This window comes from Sphingobacteriia bacterium, from assembly GCA_017304685.1.
Lineage (GTDB): Bacteria > Pseudomonadota > Alphaproteobacteria > Rickettsiales > 33-17 > JAFKLR01.
This window is the reverse complement of record JAFKLR010000003.1, coordinates 347,013-372,268: the sequence shown is the minus strand read 5'-3', so window position 1 is coordinate 372,268 and position 25,256 is coordinate 347,013. Positions and strand designations below refer to the sequence as shown.

Here is a 25,256-nt window from a genome sequence, read left to right as displayed (position 1 = left end):
TTTTAACAATCAATGGTTTAAAAAAATATTTTTAAATAAAATATAATTAACTATAATTTAGAAAAAAGTTTTGGCGAAATTTTTTCTGTAACCATTTCAGGTAGAATCATTCCTCTTAAAGCCTCTTCAACCATAGAACGTGAGGTTTTTGGCATTGCATAAGTATCTTGTAAATATCTCACAAAAATTTCAAAACCTTTTCCTTCTAAACATTCTACTGGAGTTTTACCCTTATAATTTCGTGATTTTATCATTGCTATAAAATCGATATTATATTTTTTACATATTTTAACTAAATTAACAAAGCCATTTGGATTTTCATTTTCTTTGTCTGAGGAAAAATAACTTGCTATGTGGAAAATATTATCACCACTGTTAGTTATAAGTTTAGTTATATCAATTTGATAAACTTTCATACGACTAAATACATACTCAATTATTCTTGGGTCACCACTAACAATCGCATGATGTAATATATTATAACCAATTGAATTAGGATAAGTTAAAAGCGATTTCTCAAATTTTGAGCTTTCTAAAATATTTCTTAAATCTTGCAATCTGAGGTTTCGCACAGCTTCAATACGCATTTCGCTGTTCATTTCAATATCAATAAATTCAGCAACTAAATTGCGAATAGTAACTTTTGCCATAATAATTATCTTAATAAATAGTTAATAAAAGGTTAATGAAGTTAGTTTTTACTCTAATCTTTTTAGAAGTCAAATAAAAAACTCTGAAAAGTAAATTAATAGTTACAACAATTAAAAACTACTGATATATAGAAATTTTAAAATAAATTATTTAAACTAGCACCTTTTTAACAAGGTCACTTCCTTTCTCGATTGCTGTTTCAAAGGTTTTACGATTATTACTTCCAGTATTAAAATAACTTATTGCCGATTCTGATAAAGATTTTACTGAAAAGAAAAGATGTCCTCCTAACATTGTTACACAATAACATGCTAAACTTGGAAGAGTTAATAACAGTAATAGATGAAATGCTTCCTTAAAAAAAAGCTTAGTTTTAGATTTTAAAGTGTTTTTATTACGTTTAGTCATGAGTTTCTCTATATTAAATAAATAACTTTCAATATAGTTAAGATTTAGTTAAAAGTCAATCTGATCTTAAACGTTAAAACAACCTAAAGTTGACTTATAATTCAAAATTCCCAAACAAATTTTAAAAGAATTAACTAAACTACTGATTTAATATACATAAAAAGTTGTCCCGAAATTTGACAGAAAATTTTCAGATTGTTATTATAACAACACTTTTTAAACTTACATTTTTTAACCAAATTACTGTAAGGAATAAAAGTAACCCATTGCGCGATGGTTTATAAGGTTTTAATTTGATTAAAATAGGCTAGCCTATACTTAAACCTACTAAATAATATATAAATATATATTTCTTTAGCATTCAAGGTAATAAGGTTTTCCACTCTCCTCTCCTAAGAATTTACCCATTCAAACCAATCAAATAATAAAATTGGTAAATCCAAGGGTGTATTCTATCAAAACTTATACTTCCCTAAATTTAGCGCCAAGTTTTTCAACTGATTCAATAATTCTTTTATAAATACCTTCAATTTGTTCACCGGAAAGCGTTTCCTTATCCGATTGTAATGTAACTGCAAGCCCTGCTATTTTTTCACCTTCTTTTAAAATAGGTAAGCTTGTCACATAATCAAAAAGCTTTACTTCTTTAATAAGGTTTTTATCAATTTTCCTAGCTTCAATAACCATATTTCCTACGTTTACTTCATCATTAATAATAAACGAGAACCTACGTTCAACCGGTTGGAAATCTGAAAGCTTAAGCACGCCTTTATAACCCGCTTTAGATTTAGGTAAAGGAATTTTATCAACAAAAACTTCAGCAATCGCTACATTTTGTTTAATTCCCATATCTTTTGCAAGTTTTGGATGTAATTCACCAAAATAACCTAATACATCTCTGCCTAACGATATTCTACCTGATTTAGCAGGATGATAATATTTGGGTACTTCTAAATCAATTCTAATATTTTCAGCTAAATTATATTCTGCTAAAATTGCTATTAAATCTGCTTTAACTGAAAGCGCATCATATTTATTTTGACCTTTATAATGAGATCTATCAAGCATTCCTGCTCTTGCAATTGCAAGCATTTGAGGTTGAGCATCCGGTGCAGAATCATTGAACACAGTCCCCATTTCAAATACACACATATCAAACATGCTTCTAGCTTCATTATTTCTTATTATTCCAAGTAAATTTGGAATAATTGATTTTCTCATACAATCAAGTTCACTACTAATTGGATTTATAAGCTTAATATGCTCTTCATCACTAAACATTTTAGCAATTTTAGAATGCATAAATGACCAAGTAACTGCCTCATGAAGTCCACGAGAAGCGCATATTTTTCTAATTACAGAATAAGATCTTTTTCTATTATCCATCGCACTTTGCGGTAACTTTTCCATACCAGGAAGTGGAAGCTCTGGGATTTGATCAAACCCTTTAATTCTTGCAATTTCCTCAATTAAATCTTCTTTAATTGTAATATCTTGTCTCCAAGATGGCGGAGTAACTTTAAGCGGGTCAGTTTTGTCTAATTTAAAGCCAAGACTTTCAAATATTTTAATAATTTCAGGACAACCAAGCCTTAAACCTAAGTATTTTTCAATATTGGATGCTTCAAAAACAATAGTTGGAGCTTCATATTTTGAGCTACCAATTTCAACCGCTTCACTAATTTCCCCACCACAAATTTCTTGAACCATTTGTGCTGCAAGATCAAGCCCTGTTTTTGTAAATTCATGATCAACAAATCTTTCAAAACGATATCTTGAATCAGTATCAATTTGAAGTTTTCTGCCTGAAGCAATTACTGTTTCTCTTGGGAAAATTGCTGCTTCTAAAAATATTTCTTTTGTTGTAAATTCAGTTGCACTTTCCTTACCACCTATAACACCTGCAATCGCATGAGCTTTTTCACTATCAGCAACAACAGTCATTTGAGAAGTAAGTTCGTAAACTTCATCATTTAAAGCTGGAAAACTTTCCTCATTTTTCGCTCTTTTAACAATTACATCTCCTTTAAGTTTACTTGCATCATAAGCATGAAGGGGGCGAGCAAAGCTTAAATTAATATAATTTGTAATGTCAACAATTGCCGAAATTGGCTTTTGCCCAACAAGCGTTAGTAAATTAACAAGCCATGTTGGTGAAACTTGATTTTGAACATTTTTAATATATCTGCCAACAAAATACTTACACTCTTCATTGTTTTCTATTTTAACATTTATTGGAGAATTAAAGTTACCTTTAATTTCTGGAATTGAAATTGGCTTTAAAGTGCCTAAACCTAATGCTGCTAAATCTCTAGCAATACCATATACACCTAAACAATCTGCTCTGTTAGGAGTTATAGAAATATCAATTACAACATCATTCAAACCGGCATATTCAATAAAGCTCATGCCAGGAATTGCATCATCACCAAGTTCAATAATCCCCTCAGAATCTTTCCCTAAGCAAAGCTCTTCACTTGAACATAACATTCCTTGGCTTTTTTCACCGCGAATACTTGACTCTTTAATTACCATACCATTTAAAGGTATTGAAGTTCCAACTGGTGCTAAAACAACTTTAATGCCACTTCTAGCATTTGGAGCTCCACATACAATATCAATGGTTTCTTTACCATTATTAACCTTACATTTTCTTAGCGAATCGGCATTTGGATGTTTTTCTGCATGAGTAATTTCAGCCACAATAAAAGGCGCATGAGATTTACGGTAGTCGATTGTTTCTTCAACTTCTAAGCCTAATTTGAATAAGCCATCAATAATTTCTTCTAATGAATTTGATGTATCTAAAAATTTTTTCAGCCAATTTAAGGTAATGCGCATCCTATCCTCTATAAACTATCTTAATTTGAGGACATTCTAATAAATTATAAGGATTTAGCAATAGAGAAATGAGGATGTTTTAACCTTGAGCTTGCTTAGCTTTATATATTATGACAGTTTTATGTTTAAGTCTTTTACTAATACGTTTTTGCTTTTCTTTAACAATAACTTCATTAAAGTATTTAACAATTTCCTCATTTCCTTGATTAAGTGCAATCAATAGCGGAGTTTTGCCTTTATTATTCTTTGTATAAATATTCGCTCCACTTTTTACTAAGGATTTAATATTTTTTAAAGAATTATGAGCAACTGCAATATGTAATGGCGTTTGGCTATTAATATCTTTAGGGTTTTTTGCACTTCCCTCACCGAGCCAATAATCTACTAAGTTAACATTGATATCATCTTTAGCAAAGGAATGTAAAGGGGTTTGCCCGCATTTATCTTTTATGTTATAGTTACGCCCAATATTAAATAAAATTTTTAATATTTCATTATTTGAATAATTATCCCAAGTTGTGTTGAGCAACAAGTTTTTAATATAGGCATTAATACTTATTCCATTATTTAAAATAAATTCTTTTATTGAATTAGAATCTAAATTTTTAACGTTAAGCAATGCATCAAGTTTTATAAAATTTTGCTTTTGTTCTTTAAACAATTTTTTACATTTAGGTTTTGAGATTTCAATATTTTGTTCAATAAAACCGGCACCTGATTGTAATAATTTTTTTAAAGAAATCGCATCATCATTTTCTATATATTCTAATAATAGAATTTGCGAAGCTATTATATCATGCGGGTTATTATGCTTTATTAACTCAAGGCTTTTGCCTGCAATAATTTTTCTAATTTTACTAAGGGAGTTTTCAATTTTATTTTCTATTATTAATTTTATATCTTTATGTACTTTAAGATAATTTATAACAGATTGTATATTTTCAATTTTATAATAAAAAGCTTGTTGTTCGATGTTAGTTAAACCATAGGCATTTCTAACATTTAAAAGTGCTTCAACATCATGTTCATTACTATAAAAATCTTTATTAGCAATAGCATCAAAAATGTTATAATCATGTAATAGTTTTAGCATTACATCACTAGTTTTGATCTCTTTTATCTTACTTTGAATATTATTATTTGTAATACATCCAAGAGCAAAAAGCTTTTTAACTTGTTTAATATCTTTTTCAAAAATTGCATCATTTAATGCAAGAATTGATGCTAAGTAATCAAGTAAGTTTTCAGGATCGATACCTTTAACTTTACTACTACCTAATAATTCCTGCCTTCTTCGGTTGCACATATCTCGTGAAATTTTATTAGCCTTAAGAAAATTAAATACATCTCTTGGGCGAGAAACATCGAATATGTGAGCTATTACATCAGGTGATAATGTATCTGCTTGATTATTATATCTTTCATTTAACACAAACTAACTCCTTACAGTTAGTTAATTTACTATTAAAGTTTACAATTTTATTACTAATTAGTCTATAGACAAATTAAGCTTAATAAAATAGTATTTAATAATCAGTTATTTGCTAAAATACATACTTGACCATTTATAAAGCTTTATATTATTTATAAATGTATGAATTTTCCTTATATTTGAGTACATTAAATGTCTAAAACTATTATTTTTGATTGTGATGGTGTATTAGTCGATAGTGAAATCATTGCTCATCGAGTAGAAGCTGAATTACTTAAAAAATTTGGTTACTCAATTTCTACAGAAGAATGCCTAAAGAAATTCATCGGAATTAACGTTTATACAATATGCAAAATAATTAAATCAGAAACTGGTATTGAAATCCCTCTAGAGGCACTTAATAATTCAAATAGCGATTTATTAATGGCTTTTAAGAATGAATTACAACCGTTAATGACAGAATTTTTGAGTTATTTAGAAAAAGAAAACATTCCTCGCTGTGTAGCTTCAAGCAGTAATGTTGATAGAATATTATTGTCACTTAAAGTAACTGACCAATTACGTTTCTTTAAAGAAAATAATATATTTTCCGCACATAACCATGTTTCAAAACCTAAACCTGCGCCTGATGTTTTTCTTTATGCTGCTAAGCAAATGAATGTAGATCCAAAAAATTGCTTAGTAATCGAAGATAGCCCCGTAGGCATTGAAGCCGCTTTAAATGCAAACATGGAAGTTGTATGCTTTTTGGGTGGTAAACATACACAATTTCCATGGTATAAAGAAAAATTTACAAAATTTAATGTTCCAGTAGTTTCAACAAATAAAGAATTAATTGAATTTACTAAAAATTATTTTGCAAAATAAGCTGTATAAAAAAAGCTACTTGGATATTTATCAATTATAAGCCTGTGAGAATCATCTTCAAGTTTTACTAATGTATCTTGATCAATATTATGATCTTTTATTTCTTCTTTAGTTTGAATTACAAAAGCTAAGGTTAATGTTCGTAGTGTTTTTAAAGGAATAAGTGTTGAATTTACAAGTCTATTTTCTACTCTATTCCTAGCATAAATAGTATATGCATATATATCTACAGCTCTACCATATCCATAATTTATAAATATTTTATATAAACTTTTCTTGTATACTTACACTTTCATTGTATTAAATATGAATTATTAACATGGATATATAAACCCTACACGATTTAGAAATTAAAAAGATAGGTTATTAGAATAACCTAATAACCTATTATATAAAACTTAAATTTATTAAAATTACTTAATTAATCTCCTAATTGAGCGCCCTTGTTATTTGATTTAGATGAATCAAAATGCCCCCTATGTGTATTATTATTTTTATCAATGCTATCTTTTAATAATTCGAGTTTTGCAGCAATTTCTGCTTTATCAAAATTTGCCTTAACATAATTAATAATTTCAACGATTTCATTAGTTGCTAGGGATTTAAAAATTTTAGTAACACAAACTCTCCATTTTGGAGAGCAAACATTTACTTCATTTGTAAGCAACCTTATGACTTCATATTCATCGGCTTTAATTACTTTATTTAATTTTATATTACACGTCGATGCACTTTCTAGTAAATATTCAAAAATTAACAAATCATTCTTCTCAGGAGAATCAGAAAATGTAAAATGATTACTTACTAAAGAGCTAGCAAATACACTATAGTTATTTTTTTTCATCAATTCACGTAATAAAGAATTATCAATGTTTTTTGTTAAAAGCTTTAAAGCTTCTAAATTTTTATAACTGACCGCTTCAGCAAATAAATTTAAATTTTCACACTCTAAAATTTTATTAAGATTGCCGTAAATACTTTTAGCACATTCTATTAATAAGCTTATTTTCTCTAAATTATTTTCTTTTATGGCTTTGAATAAAATATAATTAAACTCAAATTTTAAACCCTTATTTAGCTCTTTTTTATTTTCTTTAATAATTAAATTAGTAAACTCTTTTATAACTTCTAAATTGCCGTTAGTTAAAACATCTCTAATTATTTTATCATACTCCTCAAAAATCGTTGTATATATACTTATTTTACATTCCTTAATAATATCTAATAATTCATGCGTCATCCGATGATTTTGTCTCTCTAAGCTAGCTTGCAAATATTTACACAAATCTCTTATGTTTATAAGATCATTTATTTTAAAAACATGCTTATCAATTTTGATATTATTCTCTTTTACTATTTTTAAAAATCTTTGAAGTCCAGCGATATTCTCATTCGTAAGACACAAGTTAAAAGTAGCAACAAGCATTTTTCCTATATTCATTTTGACTTCATTTGCTAATTGAATAATTTCAAGTGTCGGGTCATGATTATTTTTCCAATTTTCAACCTCTAGGAGATTATAAAAAATTAAATAATTATCTCTTTTTATCACCTCTTTAAATAAACCATCATCTTTATTTTTCAGGGCTTTTATGCACTTAATAAAATTAATACCATCACAATCTTTTAAAGTGTTCTTAATACCACCATATATTTCTTCATTAACCTTTGACATATGATTCTCCGCAATATAAGTTAACATAGATTAAATAATTATTATCTATGTTAACTTATATTTTACTATTAGTTTTGGCATGTCAATTAGTTAGTAAGCACGCTTAATATTTGTATAATGAAATAAATTAAGAAAATGGTAAAAACAACATCTTATAATTTTTCGTAATTTATTTTTAAATCTAATAATTAATTTAAACGTGTATTATATTTTAAAATATTTGTGATTGCAGTAATCTCATTTCCTAAAGCCTCAATTGGCTCATTAAACACAAACCATTTAACATTTTCACTACATGGCGGTGTTGTTAAAGAAGCTGTATAATGATAATATTTATGGGTCTCTGGTAACAATTTATATAAATCAATTTCCGTATCTTTAAATAAATTTTCATCCTCTTTACTCAATGCAAATTTAATTAAATCATTTAATACTGAATTTGATTTACCAGTTTTAATAAATACCCCAATAATAGCAAGTTCTTTATTATGATTTTGATGCACTAAATGAAGTTCTAACTCGGAATGTTTTAGATTTTTTGTATGCTTACTTGGTACATGAAAATGAAGTTGTAATAATTTATATACTTCACCATTAATTGTAATATGATTATTCATACTTTGTGAAAATTGTAAGGTATGACCATTATTTACTACTTTAGGTAATTTAAGCGGCGCATAATGATATTCCAATTTATATCTTTTTGTCTTCATTGGCGCTTTAAAGTCAATCAAAGTTTGTTCTTTATTAGTTTGACATTTCAACTCATCTTTTGCCTTATCTTGTTTATAATCACCTTCATGGCTCTTATATTCCCAATATACATTACGTTCAACCGCATGGGCGAATGGAATTGAAATGATAGTAATTAAAAATATTTTTAATGGCATTGCCAAAAAGGTTTTCATCATTTTATCCATTATTTAAAAATAAATTATAGTACCTAAAATCAAGTACTATAATTTATTCTACTTAAATGTATTAAAATGTTAAGTGAAGATTTATAAAGCTAAACCTTCTTCTTCCTTTACCTTGTCTTGCTCAACTTTATTTACCTCATCTTTTTCGATATTATTTCTATGGTTATTTAATTCTTCTTCATTGAAAAGAGAAATAATATCATCTGCTGATATAGAGGAAGTTTCAGAAGAATTATCTTTTATTTGCTTCTGTTCTCTCTGCTCTTTTTCTTCCGTATTATCAATATTAGTTACTGGGTCTTCGCGAAGTGAATTGGTAAAATCAGAATGACTATTAGGATCCAGCCAAGAATAAAAGTAACTAGTTGTATTTCCTATTACTCTTGGAATTTTTAAAGCCCCAAAACTTAAAATGGAAGAACTAATATTTGCCGCTATCCCTGAAAAAATGCTTGGATTACTGGCTTTATATGAAACCGGAATAGCTTTTTTAAGCTTATTAAGATCAATATTTTTAATATTATGATTTACATATGCTACAAGCTCTTCTGCAACTCTTGAATCATAAAATCCATCAAACACCCCTATTAAGGCACCTTTAGTATCTTTTGTTATTTGTTTTACATTAACAGTAATGTTATCTGCATTTGTAACTTTTTCTAAAACAAACTGAGCTAAACCTTCTGCTAAATTTACCTTATTAGCTCTTAAATCCTTTAACTTATAACCTATATTTTCTATGCTAATTGCACCTTCTGCAACAAGCCCATCGGTCGCTATAATTAAATAACATTCATTATCCTGGTTACTAAGATATTTTGAATAATCATAATTCATAATTGATGAAACATAATAATTATTATTTGAATCACCAAATATACCTTCCGCTCCAATACATCTTGAAAGATTAACAGCTAAATTGACCCTATCCTCAATAATACTTTCATTATTATAAAGTAAAATATGTTTTTCCATTATTACCCAAGGTGAATGGCTAGGATTTAACTTTTCGCATGTTACCTCACCTGTTGCTTTATTAATGATAACAGCAAGAGCTACTGAATCGCCTACACTTGCAATTATGGTTTGAGGAGAAGGATATGCAAGGATTGCTGTAGAACCGCTTTTAAAATATGGTTTTAATGTTTTACCGGCTTCTCTTAATATTTCATTAAAGAAATTACCAATTAAATCTTTTGATATATGCTCTACATTTGCAACAATATGTCTATCTTGTTGATCATTACGTGAGCCAATAGCTGCTGCTGAATAATATTCTTCATTATTTATTGTTTCAACTTTAGCATCAATTTTCATGCTATTTTTAAGAATTTTCTTTTCTACTAGTAAAGGATCAATTGTAGGTTCGTTTTTAAACTGAATAGCCGCATATAAATTAAACTTACTAATAAAATTTGAGTAGTAAATTTGTCTCTGATCCAAGTTTTTAATAGGTAGGTGCGTATCTATAATTTTTATGATTTGTTCTGCAAGCGAATTTAGTTCCATCTCAAAATATTGTGGAGAAGTTTTTTGAGAAGGATTTAAAGTAGTGAATTTAGATATAGTAACCAAATACTTGAAAAACTCTTTAAAATTACTTGCGTTAAAAGGATTTAAATTTGTAACAGAAAAGGTTTGATCAATATTTTCACTAATATCGATTAGAGCACTTAATGCCGCTTGCCAGTATTCGCTACATTCTTGTTTAAAAATGTCAGGGTAAATTTTCCTTAAGTCCTCAAGATTTTGTTTCATAAATTACCTATGGTTGATTTAATCTCACCATAATAGTCATTTTTAGTTATAAAACAATAGTTTACAATGTGTTAATTGTCTCCTTCCATAGCCTTCTTACGCTTTTCTCTATATTCTTCAATTGTCATTACTGAACCTTCATTTGCCTTATGAATGTAAAGTATTCCTTGAGTATGATCTATTTCATGCTGAATTACTCGCGCTAAAAAACCATTTGCAGTACCTTCTATTTTTTCCCCGTTTGGTAAAAACGCTGAATACCGTATACTAGTATATCTTTTAACAGTTCCCGCCATGTTATTTACGGAAAAACACCCTTCGTAATCTTCTGATTTTTCTTCTCCAATTCCTTGATATTCCGGATTGATCCATATTGTTTTTGGCATACCTTCTGTTAGGTCTGGTCGCCATTTTCTAAGTTCTTCTGATGCATTTACAGCAAAAACTATTATCCTTTTATGAAATCCAATTTGTGGAGCTGCAAGCCCAACACAATTATCTTCATTATCAAATTTTGTTTCTAAAATTTTTATAATTTCCAAATTTTCTTCTGATAAAGGAAATTGAATTGTTTCAGAAGGGGTAATGAGCATTTCTCTTTTATTCTTATCAATATTTTCATCATTAATTGCAACATAAGGCGGTAGATTCGACATTTTTATTTTCCTAAAAATAATTAAAATTATATTCCATTATTTTATTACCACATAAGACATGTGCTATTATTATTTATAGTAATAATATGTCTAAATGAATTTCCAATTTTTTCTAAATCGTACTTTTCTTTTACTTTATCTGACATTAAATCTTCGACCTGTTCAACTAAATCATCTTTCAAGGTTTTAATTGCTTTTTTCTTTATTGCATCAATAAGGTTTTTTCTTTCTGGAATACTTTCGCCCGGAACAGATATTTTTTCCTCTCCTTTGCTTATATAATTAATTCTTAAAATTAAAAGCGTACCTGTAATTCTCCATGAAATATCTTCGATCACATTATTAATCTCACTTAATGCTTGTCTTAATTTTTTACTTTTTATTTCTTCATTTAAAGTATTAGAATAATATTTTGCCATTATTATAAGGTTTCTTTTAACTATTGGCAGATTGAAAAAATTTCCTAATGATTGCTCAAATTCATTTAAAGCATCATTAAATATTTTTCCTACCGTTCTACAATATTCTTGAGTTGCTTTATCAAATTCAGTGTAGTAAATAGGCTCTTCTTCTAAAGGTTTATTTTGTTCACTTATATTAGAAAAAGAAATATCCTCTAATTTTAAATTTTCAACATTCTCTTTATTAAGTATTAATGAAATAGAATTATGTGAGATTTTTTGCTTTTTCTGTTTAGGTTGTTCAGAATTACTGTTTACATTTAAATTTTCATCTCTCAATCTCTTCTTGTCTTCCTGATTTCTCATTTTATAATTTCCTTTTAAATATAATCTATAACAAGTAAAAACATTCTTTGTTCACTTGAATAATAATTACAAATTAAACTGAGTTTTATGGCTTAAGATTGCTTAATTATAATAAAAATAAAATGTATTTATGAAAGACCGTAGATTAAGTTCGGTATGTCAAAGTTTGAGAAGTTATAATAATCAAACCATCTTTTATCACCTTCAAAGAAGCTTCTAAGGTCACCGATCCCATATTTAAGCATTGCCATTCTATCCATTCCCATGCCTAAAGCAAAACCCTGGTATTCATTAGGGTCCACTCCGCAGTTTTTAAGAACATTTGGGTGCACCATACCGCAACCAAGAATCTCAAGCCATTCATTGCCACCGCCAATTTTAATTGCCCCATCTTTTTTACCATAACCTACATCTACTTCTGCTGAAGGTTCAGTAAATGGGAAGAAGCTTGGTCTTAGTCTTATTGGAACATTATCAACTTCGAAGAATTTGCTAAAAAACTGGCTTAGAGTAAATTTTAAATGCCCCATATTAATACCTTTATCAACGCATAAAACTTCTAATTGATTAAACATTGGGGTATGAGTTGCATCATAATCGCACCTATAAACTCTTCCAGGCGAAATGATTCTATAGGGAGGCTTATTATTGGTCATATACCTAATTTGTACACTTGAGGTTTGTGTACGAAGTAATTTATCACCTTCAATATAAAACGTATCATGCATAGCACGTGCAGGGTGAGTTTCAGGTGTATTTAAAGCGGTAAAATTATGAAAATCATCTTCAATCTCAGGTCCTGTAACAACTGAGAAACCCATTGCACCGAAAATTGCAATAGCTTCTTCAAAAGCACGATTAATAGGGTGAATTGAACCTTTTGGAAGTGGTGTTACTGGTAAAGTTACATCAATCCTTTCAGACTGTAACTTTTGATTTAAACTTTCGGTTTCAAGCTTTTCGCGAACTGAATCAATAACCTCAGTTATTTCTAATTTTACTTGGTTAACACGTGCACCAAAACTTTTCTTTTCTTCTACAGGTAAATCTTTAATTTTACCCATTTCAAGGGTTAAAAAACCTGATTTACCCAACACTTCAGCTTTTATTTGCTCGAGTTCAGGTAAGGTTTTAGAAGCCCTTACTTTCTCTACACATTCTTTAAATTTAAGTTCTAATTCAGACATATTATAAGCCTATATTTTAAAATATGGGCTTATAATATTATAACTTACTATTAAGTTCAATATTTAATGCATAAAGCTTGAATATTATAGAGAAGGATCGTTACAAATACTTGTAAACTCATCGTAAAGCTCCCTATTACTTTTAATAATTTTATATTCCTAATAAAATATATTTGCTTTCCTGTTAGGTGAAGAAACGCCTTCAAAACCTAATTCTCTTTTAGAAGTAAGCATATACATCTCCTTAATTTAAATAAAAATTTATTATATAAATAAGGTAAACATTACTTTGATTTGCTTAACACATTATTAACTTGAATTATATTTTCCTCTTCAATTGCCTCTCTGTTTTGATAAAAATTTTGTTAATGAATATAACTACTTTAAATACCTTATATTATAATGATTTTTTATTACATTTCTTATAATCATTATGCGTAAAATAATAATTACACTAAACTAAGTTAATGAATTACTTACCTTTTTTTAATATATTTATTATAAACATATTTATTAAGTTACTGTTTTTTATACTTTCTTAACGCTTGTTATAAAATGAACTATTAGTTATAAAAACTATATGATTTTTATGGAGCAACAAAATGAGAAGAAGAGACAGGGAAGAACAAGAACGTAATGAACCATTTATTGTTCCGCTAGGAATATTTGTTACAGGTCTTTTAGCAGTTAATGCGTTATACACATGGTATACTAATAGACCGGTACAAGCAGTACACAATCCTCAACCAAATAACAATAATAACCAAAATCAAGTTCTGGGCCAGGTATTAGAAAATAATAATGAGGTTTCCGTTGCAGGGCTTATTGATGGTTTTGAAAAAATGTTCCCTGGCGAAACAGAAGAATTACTTAAATTAAAAGAGCAAATGTATCCTGAAATTAAAAGATTAATCAGGCTATATAATAATAATATTGAAAATACCAACTACGAACCTTTTGAAGTAAAACCAAAGGAATTTGTAGAACTTATAAAATCTTTTTACGATATATATAAGAAAAACATAAAGCAAATTAACCCTGATGATGTTTTATACAAAGGGCATTTTAACGATATGTTTAATAAAATGTACCAAGCAATGCAAATGTTAGAAAAAGAAATTAAAGCTAAAAAGCAATATAAAAATTTATATCCTGCTCAACCAAAAGAGACTATATTAAATTATAGAGATAATATTGATAATTATAATAAAAGAATTAACGAAAAATTTAGTGAAGGCTTACAGGCTGCAAATGAATTTTTATATAGATATTGCAATTATAGAGAAATGTACAATCAACCTTATGTAATTGGTAAATTTAAAGAATAAGAGGTTTATCATGAGTTTAGAAGCCAGAACATTTTTAAATAATGCAGTTCAATTATTAATGCAAAATAATATTGATGCAGGTATTAATGAACTTTTTAAATGTTTACAATGCGACCCAAACAATATAAGAGCTTTGGTTTTTTTATCAGATCATTTACGCAGTAGAAATCAAGGTAATGATATACAAATAGCAATTAGGTGTTGTTTAGATATTTTAAATTTAACACGACCTTTACAAAGATTGACTGTAAGAAACATGGCCTGTGAAAGCTTAGCTGAAATATATATGTCATTAAACCAACGACAAGAAGCCTTAAAATATTACAAGCAATCCATTGAACGTTTAAACTTTAATTTAGAAGATGAAAATGATTATAATAATCATTTTTTAAGAGATAAATTGGTTATTATAAAAAATTTGAGCAAACAATTAGATGTACAAACAGGCATTGAAGAAAAATACAATGAAATGGGTTTGTTTTTTGACCACTTTGAAAAACGTGTAGAAAAAAAATCTTCTCATAAATTATTTAAAAATATCTTTTTATCAATTTCGGTATTTTTAATTACTTATATTGTATCAGATTTTTTAACTCAGTATTTTTTATCTAATTCTTATAAAAACCAAAATATCTCTACAAATACTTTATCTAATAAATTAAGCAATTGCTTAAGAAGTATTTTTGAAAAATCTAAAAATGAAATTACTAAGAAAGGAATAAATATATGATACAAAAAGAAACAATATTAAAATACAAAATACCAAAATTTAACGTTTCTGTTCATGCTCAAAATTTAATAAATGAAGCAGAAAAAAATATTGATGATGAAATTGTTTTATTTGAGTCTAACTTTAATAAATTTCTAAGTAGTATAACTAAATTTGACTTTAAAGCAGCGCATACTTTTCTTGAAAACTCTCAAAATATTTTTAATTATATAGAAAAAAAGCTTGAATTTATAACTAATGTTTATTGTCAGGAATTAAATATCACTAATGATAAAGATAAAGTTATTTGTAAAGCATATATTATAAAACCATATCTAGATCAAAATAATGTTAGATATACAGAAATACAAAGAATGATTGCATATTATGAATATTGTATAAAAAATACAAGTGATATATTACCCTATACAGAATTTACTAATGTTATAATTCCAACTAATAAATCTTTATTAGATAATTTAAAAGACATATATAAAAAACATACAAAAGTTATTAAAGGTGTCGGTATAGGTTTATTGGTAGCAAGTACTGCGTATTTTGCTTATTATAAAAGAAAAAACAGGCCGACTGATCTTGACCCTTCTACAGAACTTGTAATAAATCAAACTAATCAAAGCACATTAAGTAATGTAACCCATACTTTAGGTAATACGTATTTGAATCAACGTTCAAATTCTAATGATTTGTTTGATATGATAGCAATGCAAACACTTAAAACACTAGTAAATCCTACTGGTGCTTTTATAGATATACTTCAAAAAGATGCGCAGCTTTTAGGAGAGATAGTTTTTAGAAAATTAAAAAATTCTAATAATAGTTCTTTTGTAGTTAAATTTCCTAATAAATAGAAAAACTCTTTAAATCTTTATCTAGTTTAAGTATACTCTTTAAAATTTTTTAGAGAGTATACTTATAAGTTGTTTTATTTAAATTAATAAAAGAGCAGGTTTTATAGTCTTAAAAATAAGGTAAACATTACTTTGATTTGCTTAACACATTATTAACTTGAATTATATTTTCCTCTTCAATTGCCTCTCTGTTTTGATAAAAAGTTTTTTCTTTACTTCTTTTAGTAATTTCTTGCCAAGTCATTTCTTTTAATACTTCCTTCACTTCTTCATTTTTTAAAGTAAGGTCATATGATTTTTCATCAAACCCAGGTTGGGTAATAAGCTCTTTATAAAAAGGTATAATTACATTTTCATAAAATTTTGATGTCTCTTCTTTATTTTCTTCTGCTTTAGAATTGTGAAAAAATGCAAAAACGCTTTTATTAAGAAGAGTAAATGCTTTATAGGCAGGTAAATCTGATTTTATATTATAATGAGTTTTTAAAAGCATAATTTTAGCAGCAAGTAAATCATCCATTTTTTTCACTTGAATAAGATCATAAAAAACTTCTGCAGCTTGTACAATTTTTTGTAAAATTTCCTGCTGAATAGTATTTTCAGAGAGAGAGGTAAGATTTTTTATAATTTGCGTGCGAAATTCATGAGGCAAATATGCAAGAATGTATCCGAATTTTATATTTATGGAAGGACATTTATACACAAGATTAGTTGGAAGGCTTTTTTCTAATAATTCCTCAAATCTTTTAGCAAAACTTTGAGTGCCTATTACATTATCTAATAAACCTAAAGCTTTAAGGTTTTTAGTAATTTTATATAAATGCTCATTTTTTTCATCAAACTGATTTATACCGGTTAAATATAATTCTTTTATAACAGTACATTTTAACATATCTTGCCAAATTTCGCGGTCAAAATAAACGGTTAAAGAAAAAATACTTTCAAGTACTTTTTCTGGGGGTTTTCTTAAATTTAATACAGACCAAAAAACTGATTCTTCATCAATAATTCCTTCTTCTAGTTTATAAAAAGATTTAATAAGTTTTCTGGCTTCTTCTAATGATAAATTATCAAATACTTCTTTATGAAACCCTGGATCATGAAAAACTATTTCTAAAATTTTTTCTTTAATTTGATTTATTGGTTGATTTTGATAAGTCTTTCGAGAAAACCTTAAGAGTGTATCGATATAACCCTTAAAATGAAAACATTGCTCTAAGCATTTATTATCATTTTTAAATAATAGCCATTCAATTTCCTTTAAGGGTCTTGTTTCAAGAATATATTCAAATACTTTTACTTTTTCATCGTTCGTAAATGAATCAAAAAGATAATTTTCAAATAATTCAAAATTATTATGGATAAATACTTTATCCCACACATTTGGCTTTAAGCTTCTACAAATTGCAACAAATACTTTAGGATTAGACCACATTTCCGAAAAGAAACTATGGGATCCTTCAACAAATATTTTCCTTTGCAAATTTTCGCTAAGTCTTTGAGTTATTATCTCCGCAGGCCTTATATCAGAAATATTATGAGAATGATTAAAAACTATATTAAAGAAAAATTGATATGTTTTGTGTGAACTATACATAGTACTTGAAAAAATTTCTTCAAGCTTTATTAAGCTCATAGCGTTTAAAATTCTTTTTAAATGTTCAGGTGCAATGCGATAGATGATATTGTAAATTTGCTTACCATCACTTTTAAAATGTTCATCAACTATTTCTATAAGGTCTATATCAGTTAAATATTCCATTACAATATTAAGAGCTGATTCACTTGGCAGATAATTAAATAAGCGATTTAACACTTCCCTGCTTTTAAAAACACTTACCAATTCTTCATTTGCTTTAGAATCTTTGTAATATTGTAAAGTAAGTTTTAAAATACTCCCAAAATCTCTCATACACGCAGTTTCAAAGCCTTTTTTTACTACCTCGACTAAATTAATTTCTTCTTTATTTGTGATTTTAGCAAAGATATTATTTAAAAGCTTATCGAAACCTTGTTCAAAGGCTATCTTTATACTGCAATAATTATTACCTTTAATAAATTTTTCAACTTCGGTCTCGGTCATTTTTGAAAACACATTTAACAGTATTTCTTCATCACACTGAGTATAGGTTTCATTGTTTAGACATAAACAAACTATTTCATTATTGCTATAAATTAAAAAACCTTTTTCATTTACTAATGATTTTACAAGAGCCATGCCACTTACCTCAATTATAAGTTAATTAAGGCAGTTTATATATATAATTACTTTACGAGTCGAGAATTTAATTTAATGAATGAAGAGGCTATAAGGACAAATTTTATAGCCTCTTTAATTATTTTCTTCTTATAGTTGGAGATGGTTTTTCAACATTTGAGCGATGAGAATTATTCTGCTGATATTTATTATTTTCTTCTAATATAAGCTTAGGGTTTTCCCACACAAAGTCTTGTAAATCATAAAATTGTAGGCCGTAAATTCCTGCGTAACGTTGCAAATGCGGACGCAATTCAATATTAATATAAATTTTATCTGAATCAGGCTTCTCACTTGTCCTATTATGTATATTGTGTAAATAATAGAAAATAGGTAATTGGTAGTCAGATTTTTTTTCATAATAATCTTTCACCATATCTGCAATTGCATTAGCTCTAGCTTCTACATATCTATTAAGATTATTTATATCATTCCTATTTAAGGCTTCGCCTGAACCAAGTTTATAAACTGGATTAGAAACATTCATAGGATTTGCAATATTGGTAATACTTACTGTGTTTGGAATGTTAGTATTATTGTTATTATTAATATTAGCTGTTTTTTCTTTATCATCAGATATAGTTAAATCTACAATTTCACTAACTTTAACACGCTTTGGTAAAATTGGCCTTCTATTTTTGCTTGTTGTTTCACCTGAAGATTGTATTTTTCTAACCATTTCTTCCCTATAAAAAGCTTCTACACTTATAGGTTTAGAAGGTACCGGTTTCTCAAATTGCGCTGATTTAAGTGCTATATTAGATGTTGGCGCAATTCTTTCCCTAAAATCACTTTGCTGAATAGGAATATTAGTTACTTGCACTGGCGCATGCTGAATAACATTTGTTTTGGGCATTGGTGCATGCTGACTAATATTAACTACTGACAAAGGCGTAGTATATTGCACTTGAGAGTGGCGCTCTGATAAAGGAAATGGCTGCCTATAGTTCTGCTGCGAAGCTTGCCTATAATTTGAATATTGATATTCATAATTTTGCTCTATCTGATATGGCTGTGATGAATGTTGTAAATAAGATGGTACAATAACATTTGTGTTACTTATATTAACAACTACAGGCTGTGTACTTTGAACCCCTAAAGGAATGACATCTGAAGTTTCCTGTCTTGGTTCCACTACATTTGTATGACTAATGTTAATATTAACATTCGTATTAATATTATTATTTACTTGAGGAACTTCTGTACTTTGACTACCAGCTAAAGACGCTAAACTGTTTATTGCGCTCTCTTCCATCGCAGATAGCGTTTTTCTTCTTTTTGGTAATTTACGTTTGCTCATAATTAATTCCTCATTAATTAATCAATGTATAAATGTATGTTATTAAATTAGAGAAAGGCATTACCTTTCCCTAAAAATTTTTATTTGTTTATTTGCTGTAAAACATAATTCACATTCGTTCTATCACGAAAGCTTGCTTCACGATTACTATTTGGATTAATAGTAAAGCTAGTTAATACCTTCTCTAATTCAGAAGTTTTTGAGCAAATGTAATTATAAACTTGCTCATGTTCATTAATTTGAACATGTCTAAAAATCTGAACGTTAATTTGATTCATATAAAATTTTGTTTTAATTATTGAATCAATAATATAGTTAAGTATTAAAGGGCTAGTCACGTCAACATTTTCTAATGATTTTAATCTAGTTCTTGCGTAAGCTTCTAAACAATTTTTATTAGTAAAAAATTCAATTGTTTTACTAAATACAACTTTCTTTATTTCTTCTAATTTTACTTCAGTATTATCTACAACTTGGGTTGCAGAAATTGGTTGTGAAATCGAAACATTGGTATTAAGTGGTGCATCAATTTGCTGCCTAAAATTTGATTCTCTGCCTAAACTACCTAGTAACTGATTTAAACTAGGTAATTTATTAAATTCTGTTGTATTGTTTAAAGTATTCTGATTATAAGAAAAACGAGCAAACCCTTCTTCAAATGAAGGAAGCGAGGTGCATATTGGTGAACGCGGTCTGCCAAGTAAATCAACATTTGCACTATTTATTGAAGTGACTTGTGGTTTTAGGCTTTTTTTAGGTTTAACGCTTTTTTTAGTCTTCCGAGTGCAGATTAATGAAATTCTTGTATGGAGTTCTTCTAAAAAGCTTGCATTAATGTTATTATCTAGTAATTCCTCACTTAATTTCGGTAAATGTGATGCATGTCTTTCTATAAAACGCTTTAAAGCAGGTAAATATAATTTTTTCGCAATTATTATATCGTTTATTTCTTTTTGCATATTTTTGTTTGTACTAATCGAATCATAAGTAATAACTTCATCTAAAGCTAAATATTCATTATAAATAGCAGTTCGATTTTTACCCAAACCTAAATTACAAATGACTGAATCTATAATTCGATCTTTTATCTCTCTATATTCTTCCCTATTAATATTTAACTCTTCATGTAAAGAAGGGTTAATAAATGGCTTTAATTGAAAAACATGGAAATTATTAATTGTTATATTTGCAGGTACTGCAGGTGCATTTGGTTCTACATAATCACTATCATCTTTATCTTCATCAGAATCACTGGCAATTGTGCTTAATAATTCTTTTGCTGCAGTAAGTAATAACTCAATCTTCCTTTTTTTGGTGAGTTTTTGCTGAGTTGAAGGAACTTCAACTGCTTCAATTGGACGTTTTTTCATATAGGCCTCTATAAATATAATTAGTTAATTTCAAAAATTGGTTTTAACTATATATTAATTTTTCTGTAATTACAAGATAATTTATTAACTAATCGTTAATTTTAATTTTTTATTTATATAAAACAGTGATTTATAACCAGAATCATCTAGTATGGAAGAAAGGTTTTAACATTTTTTTCAACAATTTCCATAAATTTTAACTGTTTACGATTATGAAAATCGAATTTTTGATGAAAACTATAAATATTTATGGGGTTTAAAGAAATATCCTCTAATTCAACCTCTATTAATTGCCAGGAATTTAAATAATTTTGAATTAGATATTTATGAATAATTATTATTCCTATGCTTTTAAGTGCAAGGTCTAACATTATTTCTGAATCATTAACGTTTATTCGTTGTTTGGCAAAAAACCTTTCATTAAATTCATTCGGTCGGTTTTTATGAGTGATTAAAGTATGATTTTTAAGATCCTCTAAATTTGTAGGTTTACCATTATCGTTAAAATATTTTTTTGAAGCACATATTACATATGAGGTTTCAAATAATTTTTTTTGAATATAATTATTTTCATAAATCCCCTGTAATCCATATACTATATCATATTTATGATGTTTAAACTTTGTAACATCATCATTAATTTCAAGTTCAACTTTAACATTGGGATATAGCTTATTATATTCCTCAATCGCTGGAATAATAAATATTTTAGCAAAGCTAATACTACTGAAAACTTTAAGATTTCCTCTTAGTTCTAATACATTTTCACTAAATTCTGCTTCAAATTCATAAAATTTATCGATAATTTCTTTTATTTTATTATAAAAAATACTCCCCTCTTCTGTAACTTTAATACTTCTTGTAGTTCTAACAAACAATTTGAATTTATAATTGTGTTCCAGTTCTTTTATAAATTTTGTAAGAGAAGACGGGCTTATATTAAGATCATGCGCAGCTTCAACAAAACTGCCTTTTTCAACAATTTTAATGAAGCTGATAAAATGAATAAGTTTACTTTCACTAAAAAACATATTATTTCTAATTTGAGAACAATGATTATTATTATAGCAATTAATTTCTAATTTGGAAAGAGTTATAAAATATATATAACCTAAAACCAAAGGAGATTAAAATGACAAATAAACGCTTTCACTTAGCATTAAACACAAACCAGCTTTCAAAAACCGCTCAATTTTATAAAACTATTTTTGATATTGAAATGAAAACTGTTGATAACCATGCTTATTTTGATTTTTTCGGTACAATAATAGCATTTTATGAACAGGTTCATTTTGAAGTGGCAAATAATTTAAGATTAACCGATAAAGAAATTATTAAAGCTCAAACCGAAAACTTCATTCCAGTGTTTCATTTTGGTACTTTTGAATTAGAGTTGGATGAATTATTAAATATTATGAATCGAGTTAGAAACCTAAACTCTAAGGTAATAATTGGTGAAACCATTTGCAATAAAGGTACAGAGGAAGAACAAATGTTTGCTTTTATTGAAGATCCTAATGGTTATATTATTGAACTAAGAACAATAACTAATAATTTTTCATCTGTAAAAAAAATTACAGACTACATGCAACAACGAGATGATTTTATAAAAGAAACACTTAATTAGCTATTATAATATAGTTCCACTCTAGCGATTTGGTTAAAGTGGAACTATATTATTGTTCCTTTTCAATTTTTGATCTTTCTTTACTCTCTTCAAATTCTCTATATGTTTTATAAAACAAATTATTTTTATCACGACTAACTACGCCTTTAACATGCGTTTCTTTAACAAATACATTTTGCTCTTTAATATTTAAGCTTGATATATCAATACATTTTTCAGTAATTAACTTTTGAATTTCAATTGGTAGTTGGATAGGTTCATTATTAGCATTATTCATAACGCTTATACCCTGTTTGCTTATACGCCAAGGTTTAAAATCCTTTTCTTTAGATTCCAAAATATATTCTACAATATTAAAAGCTGTATTAACTTCTATTTTTTTTATTTGAATTAAGTCGTAAAACATCCAAGAGGCTTTAAACACATCTTTTACAAAAGATGTTGCTACATCTTCAAAATAAAATGTTAAATAAAATTGTTGTAGATAATTATCATTATTCCAAAACTCCTTAAAACTTCTTAAATTTTCTTCATTACAATAAGAAAGAATAAAAGCAGTAACCAGTATGTATTTATTATATTTTTTTATATTTTTAAATCTTCCAATGCATGTAGAAAGTCTTTCTCCTAGCTCTTTAAAAAAATTTTCATTACTAATTAACTTATCTAATAATTCAAATTTATGAAGTTTATCTATTTCTAGAAGAATGTTAGCATCTCTACTAGGGTTAAATACAGGAAGGTAAAATATATATCCTAAAGCACTATTTTGAGTTTGAATAATATCTATATATATATCTATTAATATTAAAAATCTTGGGACAGCAATAGAACCGTTTAAAAATTTTTCATAAATTTCTTTATTTGCGTACTTAAGTATAACTCCAAACACTTTATTTTTCGGCATACTATTTTTGTCTGTAAGTTCTTCTGAGGAGTAGCTATTAAAATATTTATTAAAAAAACTCTCACTATTTTTAAAACAAATATGCTCAAGAAAATTACTTCGCTCTCCTTCAGATAAATTGCTCAGTAAAACTTGAAAAATACTATAAAAATTGTTTTCAAATAAGGTAACGTTCGACTCTTGTATGATGTCTATTATTTTTTCTTTAATCGGGTTTGTCTTAGCATTTTTATATAATTCATTAGATTTTTTTAGGAGAATATCTAATTCAAGATATAAATTTTGGTTAATTACTTTTAGAAGTTTTTGCCAATTATTATTTACCCCTCTTAAACATTCCTCAAAATTCTCTAAATTTAATTGCTGAAGGAAAAAAGAAAGGGTTCGAGTATATCCACTACTTAAAACATGATTATATATAGCGTAATCTCTATATTTGAGAATTTTTGCCATTAAATTCGCAGAACAATTATTAAAAAGCGCACTGAAAAAAGCAATATTTTCATCAACATTACTACTTCTAACAATTTTAACTAATTGATCAAAATTATTGAATAATAATTTTTCTTTGAAATAATCCCCTATATTTGCAAATATACCTTCTATGCCTTCAGTATTATAATTAGCTATAATATATTTAAATATTCTATAATCATTATGACTTAAAAGGCTTTCTTTTTCTTTACTATTTGAATGTTTCAATATTCTATTAAACAGACTAGCAAATCCATTTTGCCCAATATTAAGCTTATTCTCAAAAGTTAGATTTGTGTTTACAAATTTTTTAAATTCTTCATCTGATAATCCATCAAGCAATGCTTCAATATAAAAGAAGTTTTGATCTTTTGTTAGCTTAAGAAAGTTTTTCTTTAAACAATTAATAAGAATAATTTCAAAAGATTTTATGCCTTTAAGTTCATTTATAATCAAATTAAATATTTTTGTATTTTGTAGTGTATTATGAGTATTATTATCAGTACAAAATTGATTAAACATCTCATCAATATGAGTTAATAATGTTTGAGAAACTTGTTTTTTTATGCACTTAAAAACCGCTTCTAATGCATTAGTAAAATTAAATTTAACCAAATACCTGATAGATAAATATTTTTCTTCTTCAAATAATTTATTTAATAGATCGTGATTTGCAATATTGATTACAAATAATATTTCTTCTTCATTTAAACTAATAGCTTTTACTTGATTAGAATTTAAATAAATAGCTCTTAGAGAAAGTGGAGAGTTTGAATTTGGAGGCTTTATATTCAAATTTTCATTACTTTCAACATCTCTATTATTTAAAAATTGGATTGCACGAGTAAAATTTGCTTTAATAAGTGTTTCAGTAATATTAGGGTTTTCTTCGTTAAATAATAATTCCTGTTCTTTTCCAAGTAATGAATATGCAAGAATAAACGCCCTCTCACTTATATTTTCAAACACATTTTTCTGAAATTTAAGACAAAGCCCCTTTGTAGAATCATAAAATAGTACGAATTTATAAGTTTTACGTACTAAAGTACTATTTTGTTCTAGCATAATATATCCTTTATTACATTAAGACTTATATTAAGATATTAACTTTTATGACAAAATTTACAAGCTAAATTATTTAACAAATTAATAATTTGTATAATTTTCACTTATTTATGGTAATCAACCTTCCCCTTTATTATCCCTTATTTAATAAAAAAGCGTGTGCAGGAACTTCAAAAAAGAGCTTATTA

The 25,256-nt window shown here is 27.2% G+C and carries 20 protein-coding genes; 5 read left to right on the top strand and 15 right to left on the bottom strand.

All coding sequences use genetic code 11. The features are described 5' to 3' along the window. Window positions 1–50: 50 nt before the first annotated feature. From J0H68_01750 to J0H68_01735, 4 genes are all read right to left on the bottom strand, one after another. A complete protein-coding gene (locus J0H68_01750; protein ID MBN8827413.1) occupies window positions 51–650 on the bottom strand; it encodes a hypothetical protein in 600 nt (199 codons plus the stop codon). Window positions 651–801: 151 nt separating this feature from the next. Next, window positions 802–1,059 (bottom strand): hypothetical protein, encoded by a 258-nt coding sequence (locus J0H68_01745; protein MBN8827412.1) that lies wholly within the window; start codon window positions 1,057–1,059, stop codon window positions 802–804. Between the two features lie 462 nt (window positions 1,060–1,521). Next, entirely contained in the window at window positions 1,522–3,900 is a 2,379-nt protein-coding gene (locus J0H68_01740; protein ID MBN8827411.1) for a phenylalanine--tRNA ligase subunit beta, read from the bottom strand. A gap of 79 nt (window positions 3,901–3,979) precedes the next feature. Then, the gene (locus J0H68_01735; protein MBN8827410.1) at window positions 3,980–5,332 is read right to left on the bottom strand and encodes an ankyrin repeat domain-containing protein; all 1,353 of its coding nucleotides are present in this window, start codon (window positions 5,330–5,332) and stop codon (window positions 3,980–3,982) included. Between the two features lie 192 nt (window positions 5,333–5,524). Between J0H68_01735 and J0H68_01730 the strand changes: the two genes are divergently transcribed. Further along, a complete protein-coding gene (locus tag J0H68_01730; protein ID MBN8827409.1) occupies window positions 5,525–6,199 on the top strand; it encodes an HAD family phosphatase in 675 nt (224 codons plus the stop codon). 421 nt (window positions 6,200–6,620) lie between these two features. Here J0H68_01730 and J0H68_01725 read toward each other — a convergent pair whose 3' ends face one another. From J0H68_01725 to pheS, 6 genes are all read right to left on the bottom strand, one after another. Further along, the gene (locus J0H68_01725) at window positions 6,621–7,874 is read right to left on the bottom strand and encodes a hypothetical protein (protein MBN8827408.1); all 1,254 of its coding nucleotides are present in this window, start codon (window positions 7,872–7,874) and stop codon (window positions 6,621–6,623) included. 188 nt (window positions 7,875–8,062) lie between these two features. Beyond that, complete coding sequence (locus J0H68_01720; protein ID MBN8827407.1) at window positions 8,063–8,785, bottom strand: carbonic anhydrase family protein; 723 nt, start codon at window positions 8,783–8,785, stop codon at window positions 8,063–8,065. Between the two features lie 90 nt (window positions 8,786–8,875). Continuing rightward, a complete protein-coding gene (locus J0H68_01715) occupies window positions 8,876–10,552 on the bottom strand; it encodes a hypothetical protein (protein MBN8827406.1) in 1,677 nt (558 codons plus the stop codon). Window positions 10,553–10,623: 71 nt separating this feature from the next. Then, window positions 10,624–11,208: a peptide deformylase gene (locus tag J0H68_01710; GenBank protein MBN8827405.1), complete on the bottom strand. Its 585-nt coding sequence runs from the start codon at window positions 11,206–11,208 to the stop codon at window positions 10,624–10,626. Window positions 11,209–11,252: 44 nt separating this feature from the next. Further along, window positions 11,253–11,975 carry a hypothetical protein gene (locus J0H68_01705; GenBank protein ID MBN8827404.1) on the bottom strand — a complete coding sequence of 241 codons (723 nt, stop codon included), beginning with the start codon at window positions 11,973–11,975 and terminating at the stop codon, window positions 11,253–11,255. 128 nt (window positions 11,976–12,103) lie between these two features. Beyond that, complete coding sequence (gene pheS, locus J0H68_01700; GenBank protein ID MBN8827403.1) at window positions 12,104–13,162, bottom strand: phenylalanine--tRNA ligase subunit alpha; 1,059 nt, start codon at window positions 13,160–13,162, stop codon at window positions 12,104–12,106. Between the two features lie 602 nt (window positions 13,163–13,764). Here pheS and J0H68_01695 point away from each other — a divergent pair. The 3 genes from J0H68_01695 to J0H68_01685 are packed head-to-tail and all read left to right on the top strand — an operon-like array spanning window position 13,765 to window position 16,068. Continuing rightward, entirely contained in the window at window positions 13,765–14,490 is a 726-nt protein-coding gene (locus tag J0H68_01695; protein MBN8827402.1) for a hypothetical protein, read from the top strand. 10 nt (window positions 14,491–14,500) lie between these two features. Next, window positions 14,501–15,220 (top strand): tetratricopeptide repeat-containing protein, encoded by a 720-nt coding sequence (locus tag J0H68_01690; protein MBN8827401.1) that lies wholly within the window; start codon window positions 14,501–14,503, stop codon window positions 15,218–15,220. Further along, entirely contained in the window at window positions 15,217–16,068 is an 852-nt protein-coding gene (locus J0H68_01685; GenBank protein MBN8827400.1) for a hypothetical protein, read from the top strand. The genes J0H68_01690 and J0H68_01685 overlap by 4 nt, the downstream gene beginning before the upstream one ends. 127 nt (window positions 16,069–16,195) lie before the next feature. Here the strand turns inward: J0H68_01685 and J0H68_01680 are convergent, their stop codons facing one another. From J0H68_01680 to J0H68_01665, 4 genes are all read right to left on the bottom strand, one after another. After that, complete coding sequence (locus tag J0H68_01680) at window positions 16,196–18,286, bottom strand: hypothetical protein (GenBank protein MBN8827399.1); 2,091 nt, start codon at window positions 18,284–18,286, stop codon at window positions 16,196–16,198. A 118-nt stretch (window positions 18,287–18,404) separates the two neighbouring features. Continuing rightward, complete coding sequence (locus tag J0H68_01675; protein MBN8827398.1) at window positions 18,405–19,625, bottom strand: hypothetical protein; 1,221 nt, start codon at window positions 19,623–19,625, stop codon at window positions 18,405–18,407. Window positions 19,626–19,705: 80 nt separating this feature from the next. After that, window positions 19,706–20,995 (bottom strand): hypothetical protein, encoded by a 1,290-nt coding sequence (locus J0H68_01670; protein MBN8827397.1) that lies wholly within the window; start codon window positions 20,993–20,995, stop codon window positions 19,706–19,708. A gap of 146 nt (window positions 20,996–21,141) precedes the next feature. Further along, window positions 21,142–22,026, bottom strand: a complete 885-nt coding sequence (locus J0H68_01665) for a LysR family transcriptional regulator (protein ID MBN8827396.1) — start codon at window positions 22,024–22,026, stop codon at window positions 21,142–21,144. Window positions 22,027–22,127: 101 nt separating this feature from the next. Here J0H68_01665 and J0H68_01660 point away from each other — a divergent pair, with 101 nt between their 5' ends. Next, window positions 22,128–22,622, top strand: a complete 495-nt coding sequence (locus tag J0H68_01660) for a VOC family protein (GenBank protein MBN8827395.1) — start codon at window positions 22,128–22,130, stop codon at window positions 22,620–22,622. A 49-nt stretch (window positions 22,623–22,671) separates the two neighbouring features. Here the strand turns inward: J0H68_01660 and J0H68_01655 are convergent, their stop codons facing one another. Beyond that, on the bottom strand, window positions 22,672–25,068 hold the full coding sequence (locus J0H68_01655; GenBank protein ID MBN8827394.1) for a hypothetical protein: 2,397 nt from the start codon (window positions 25,066–25,068) through the stop codon (window positions 22,672–22,674). Between the last annotated feature and the right edge of the window lie 188 nt (window positions 25,069–25,256).

Excerpts from the sequence above, each read along its gene's own strand:
- J0H68_01750 (MBN8827413.1), bottom strand. The coding sequence starts at position 650 with ATGGCAAAAGTTACTATTCGCAATTTAGTTGCTGAATTTATTGATATT.
- J0H68_01745 (MBN8827412.1), bottom strand. The coding sequence starts at position 1,059 with ATGACTAAACGTAATAAAAACACTTTAAAATCTAAAACTAAGCTTTTT.
- J0H68_01740 (MBN8827411.1), bottom strand. The coding sequence starts at position 3,900 with ATGCGCATTACCTTAAATTGGCTGAAAAAATTTTTAGATACATCAAAT.
- J0H68_01730 (MBN8827409.1), top strand. The coding sequence starts at position 5,525 with ATGTCTAAAACTATTATTTTTGATTGTGATGGTGTATTAGTCGATAGT.
- J0H68_01725 (MBN8827408.1), bottom strand. The coding sequence starts at position 7,874 with ATGTCAAAGGTTAATGAAGAAATATATGGTGGTATTAAGAACACTTTA.
- J0H68_01720 (MBN8827407.1), bottom strand. The coding sequence starts at position 8,785 with ATGATGAAAACCTTTTTGGCAATGCCATTAAAAATATTTTTAATTACT.
- J0H68_01715 (MBN8827406.1), bottom strand. The coding sequence starts at position 10,552 with ATGAAACAAAATCTTGAGGACTTAAGGAAAATTTACCCTGACATTTTT.
- J0H68_01710 (MBN8827405.1), bottom strand. The coding sequence starts at position 11,208 with ATGTCGAATCTACCGCCTTATGTTGCAATTAATGATGAAAATATTGAT.
- J0H68_01705 (MBN8827404.1), bottom strand. The coding sequence starts at position 11,975 with ATGAGAAATCAGGAAGACAAGAAGAGATTGAGAGATGAAAATTTAAAT.
- pheS (MBN8827403.1), bottom strand. The coding sequence starts at position 13,162 with ATGTCTGAATTAGAACTTAAATTTAAAGAATGTGTAGAGAAAGTAAGG.
- J0H68_01695 (MBN8827402.1), top strand. The coding sequence starts at position 13,765 with ATGAGAAGAAGAGACAGGGAAGAACAAGAACGTAATGAACCATTTATT.
- J0H68_01690 (MBN8827401.1), top strand. The coding sequence starts at position 14,501 with ATGAGTTTAGAAGCCAGAACATTTTTAAATAATGCAGTTCAATTATTA.
- J0H68_01685 (MBN8827400.1), top strand. The coding sequence starts at position 15,217 with ATGATACAAAAAGAAACAATATTAAAATACAAAATACCAAAATTTAAC.
- J0H68_01680 (MBN8827399.1), bottom strand. The coding sequence starts at position 18,286 with ATGGCTCTTGTAAAATCATTAGTAAATGAAAAAGGTTTTTTAATTTAT.
- J0H68_01675 (MBN8827398.1), bottom strand. The coding sequence starts at position 19,625 with ATGAGCAAACGTAAATTACCAAAAAGAAGAAAAACGCTATCTGCGATG.
- J0H68_01670 (MBN8827397.1), bottom strand. The coding sequence starts at position 20,995 with ATGAAAAAACGTCCAATTGAAGCAGTTGAAGTTCCTTCAACTCAGCAA.
- J0H68_01665 (MBN8827396.1), bottom strand. The coding sequence starts at position 22,026 with ATGTTTTTTAGTGAAAGTAAACTTATTCATTTTATCAGCTTCATTAAA.
- J0H68_01660 (MBN8827395.1), top strand. The coding sequence starts at position 22,128 with ATGACAAATAAACGCTTTCACTTAGCATTAAACACAAACCAGCTTTCA.
- J0H68_01655 (MBN8827394.1), bottom strand. The coding sequence starts at position 25,068 with ATGCTAGAACAAAATAGTACTTTAGTACGTAAAACTTATAAATTCGTA.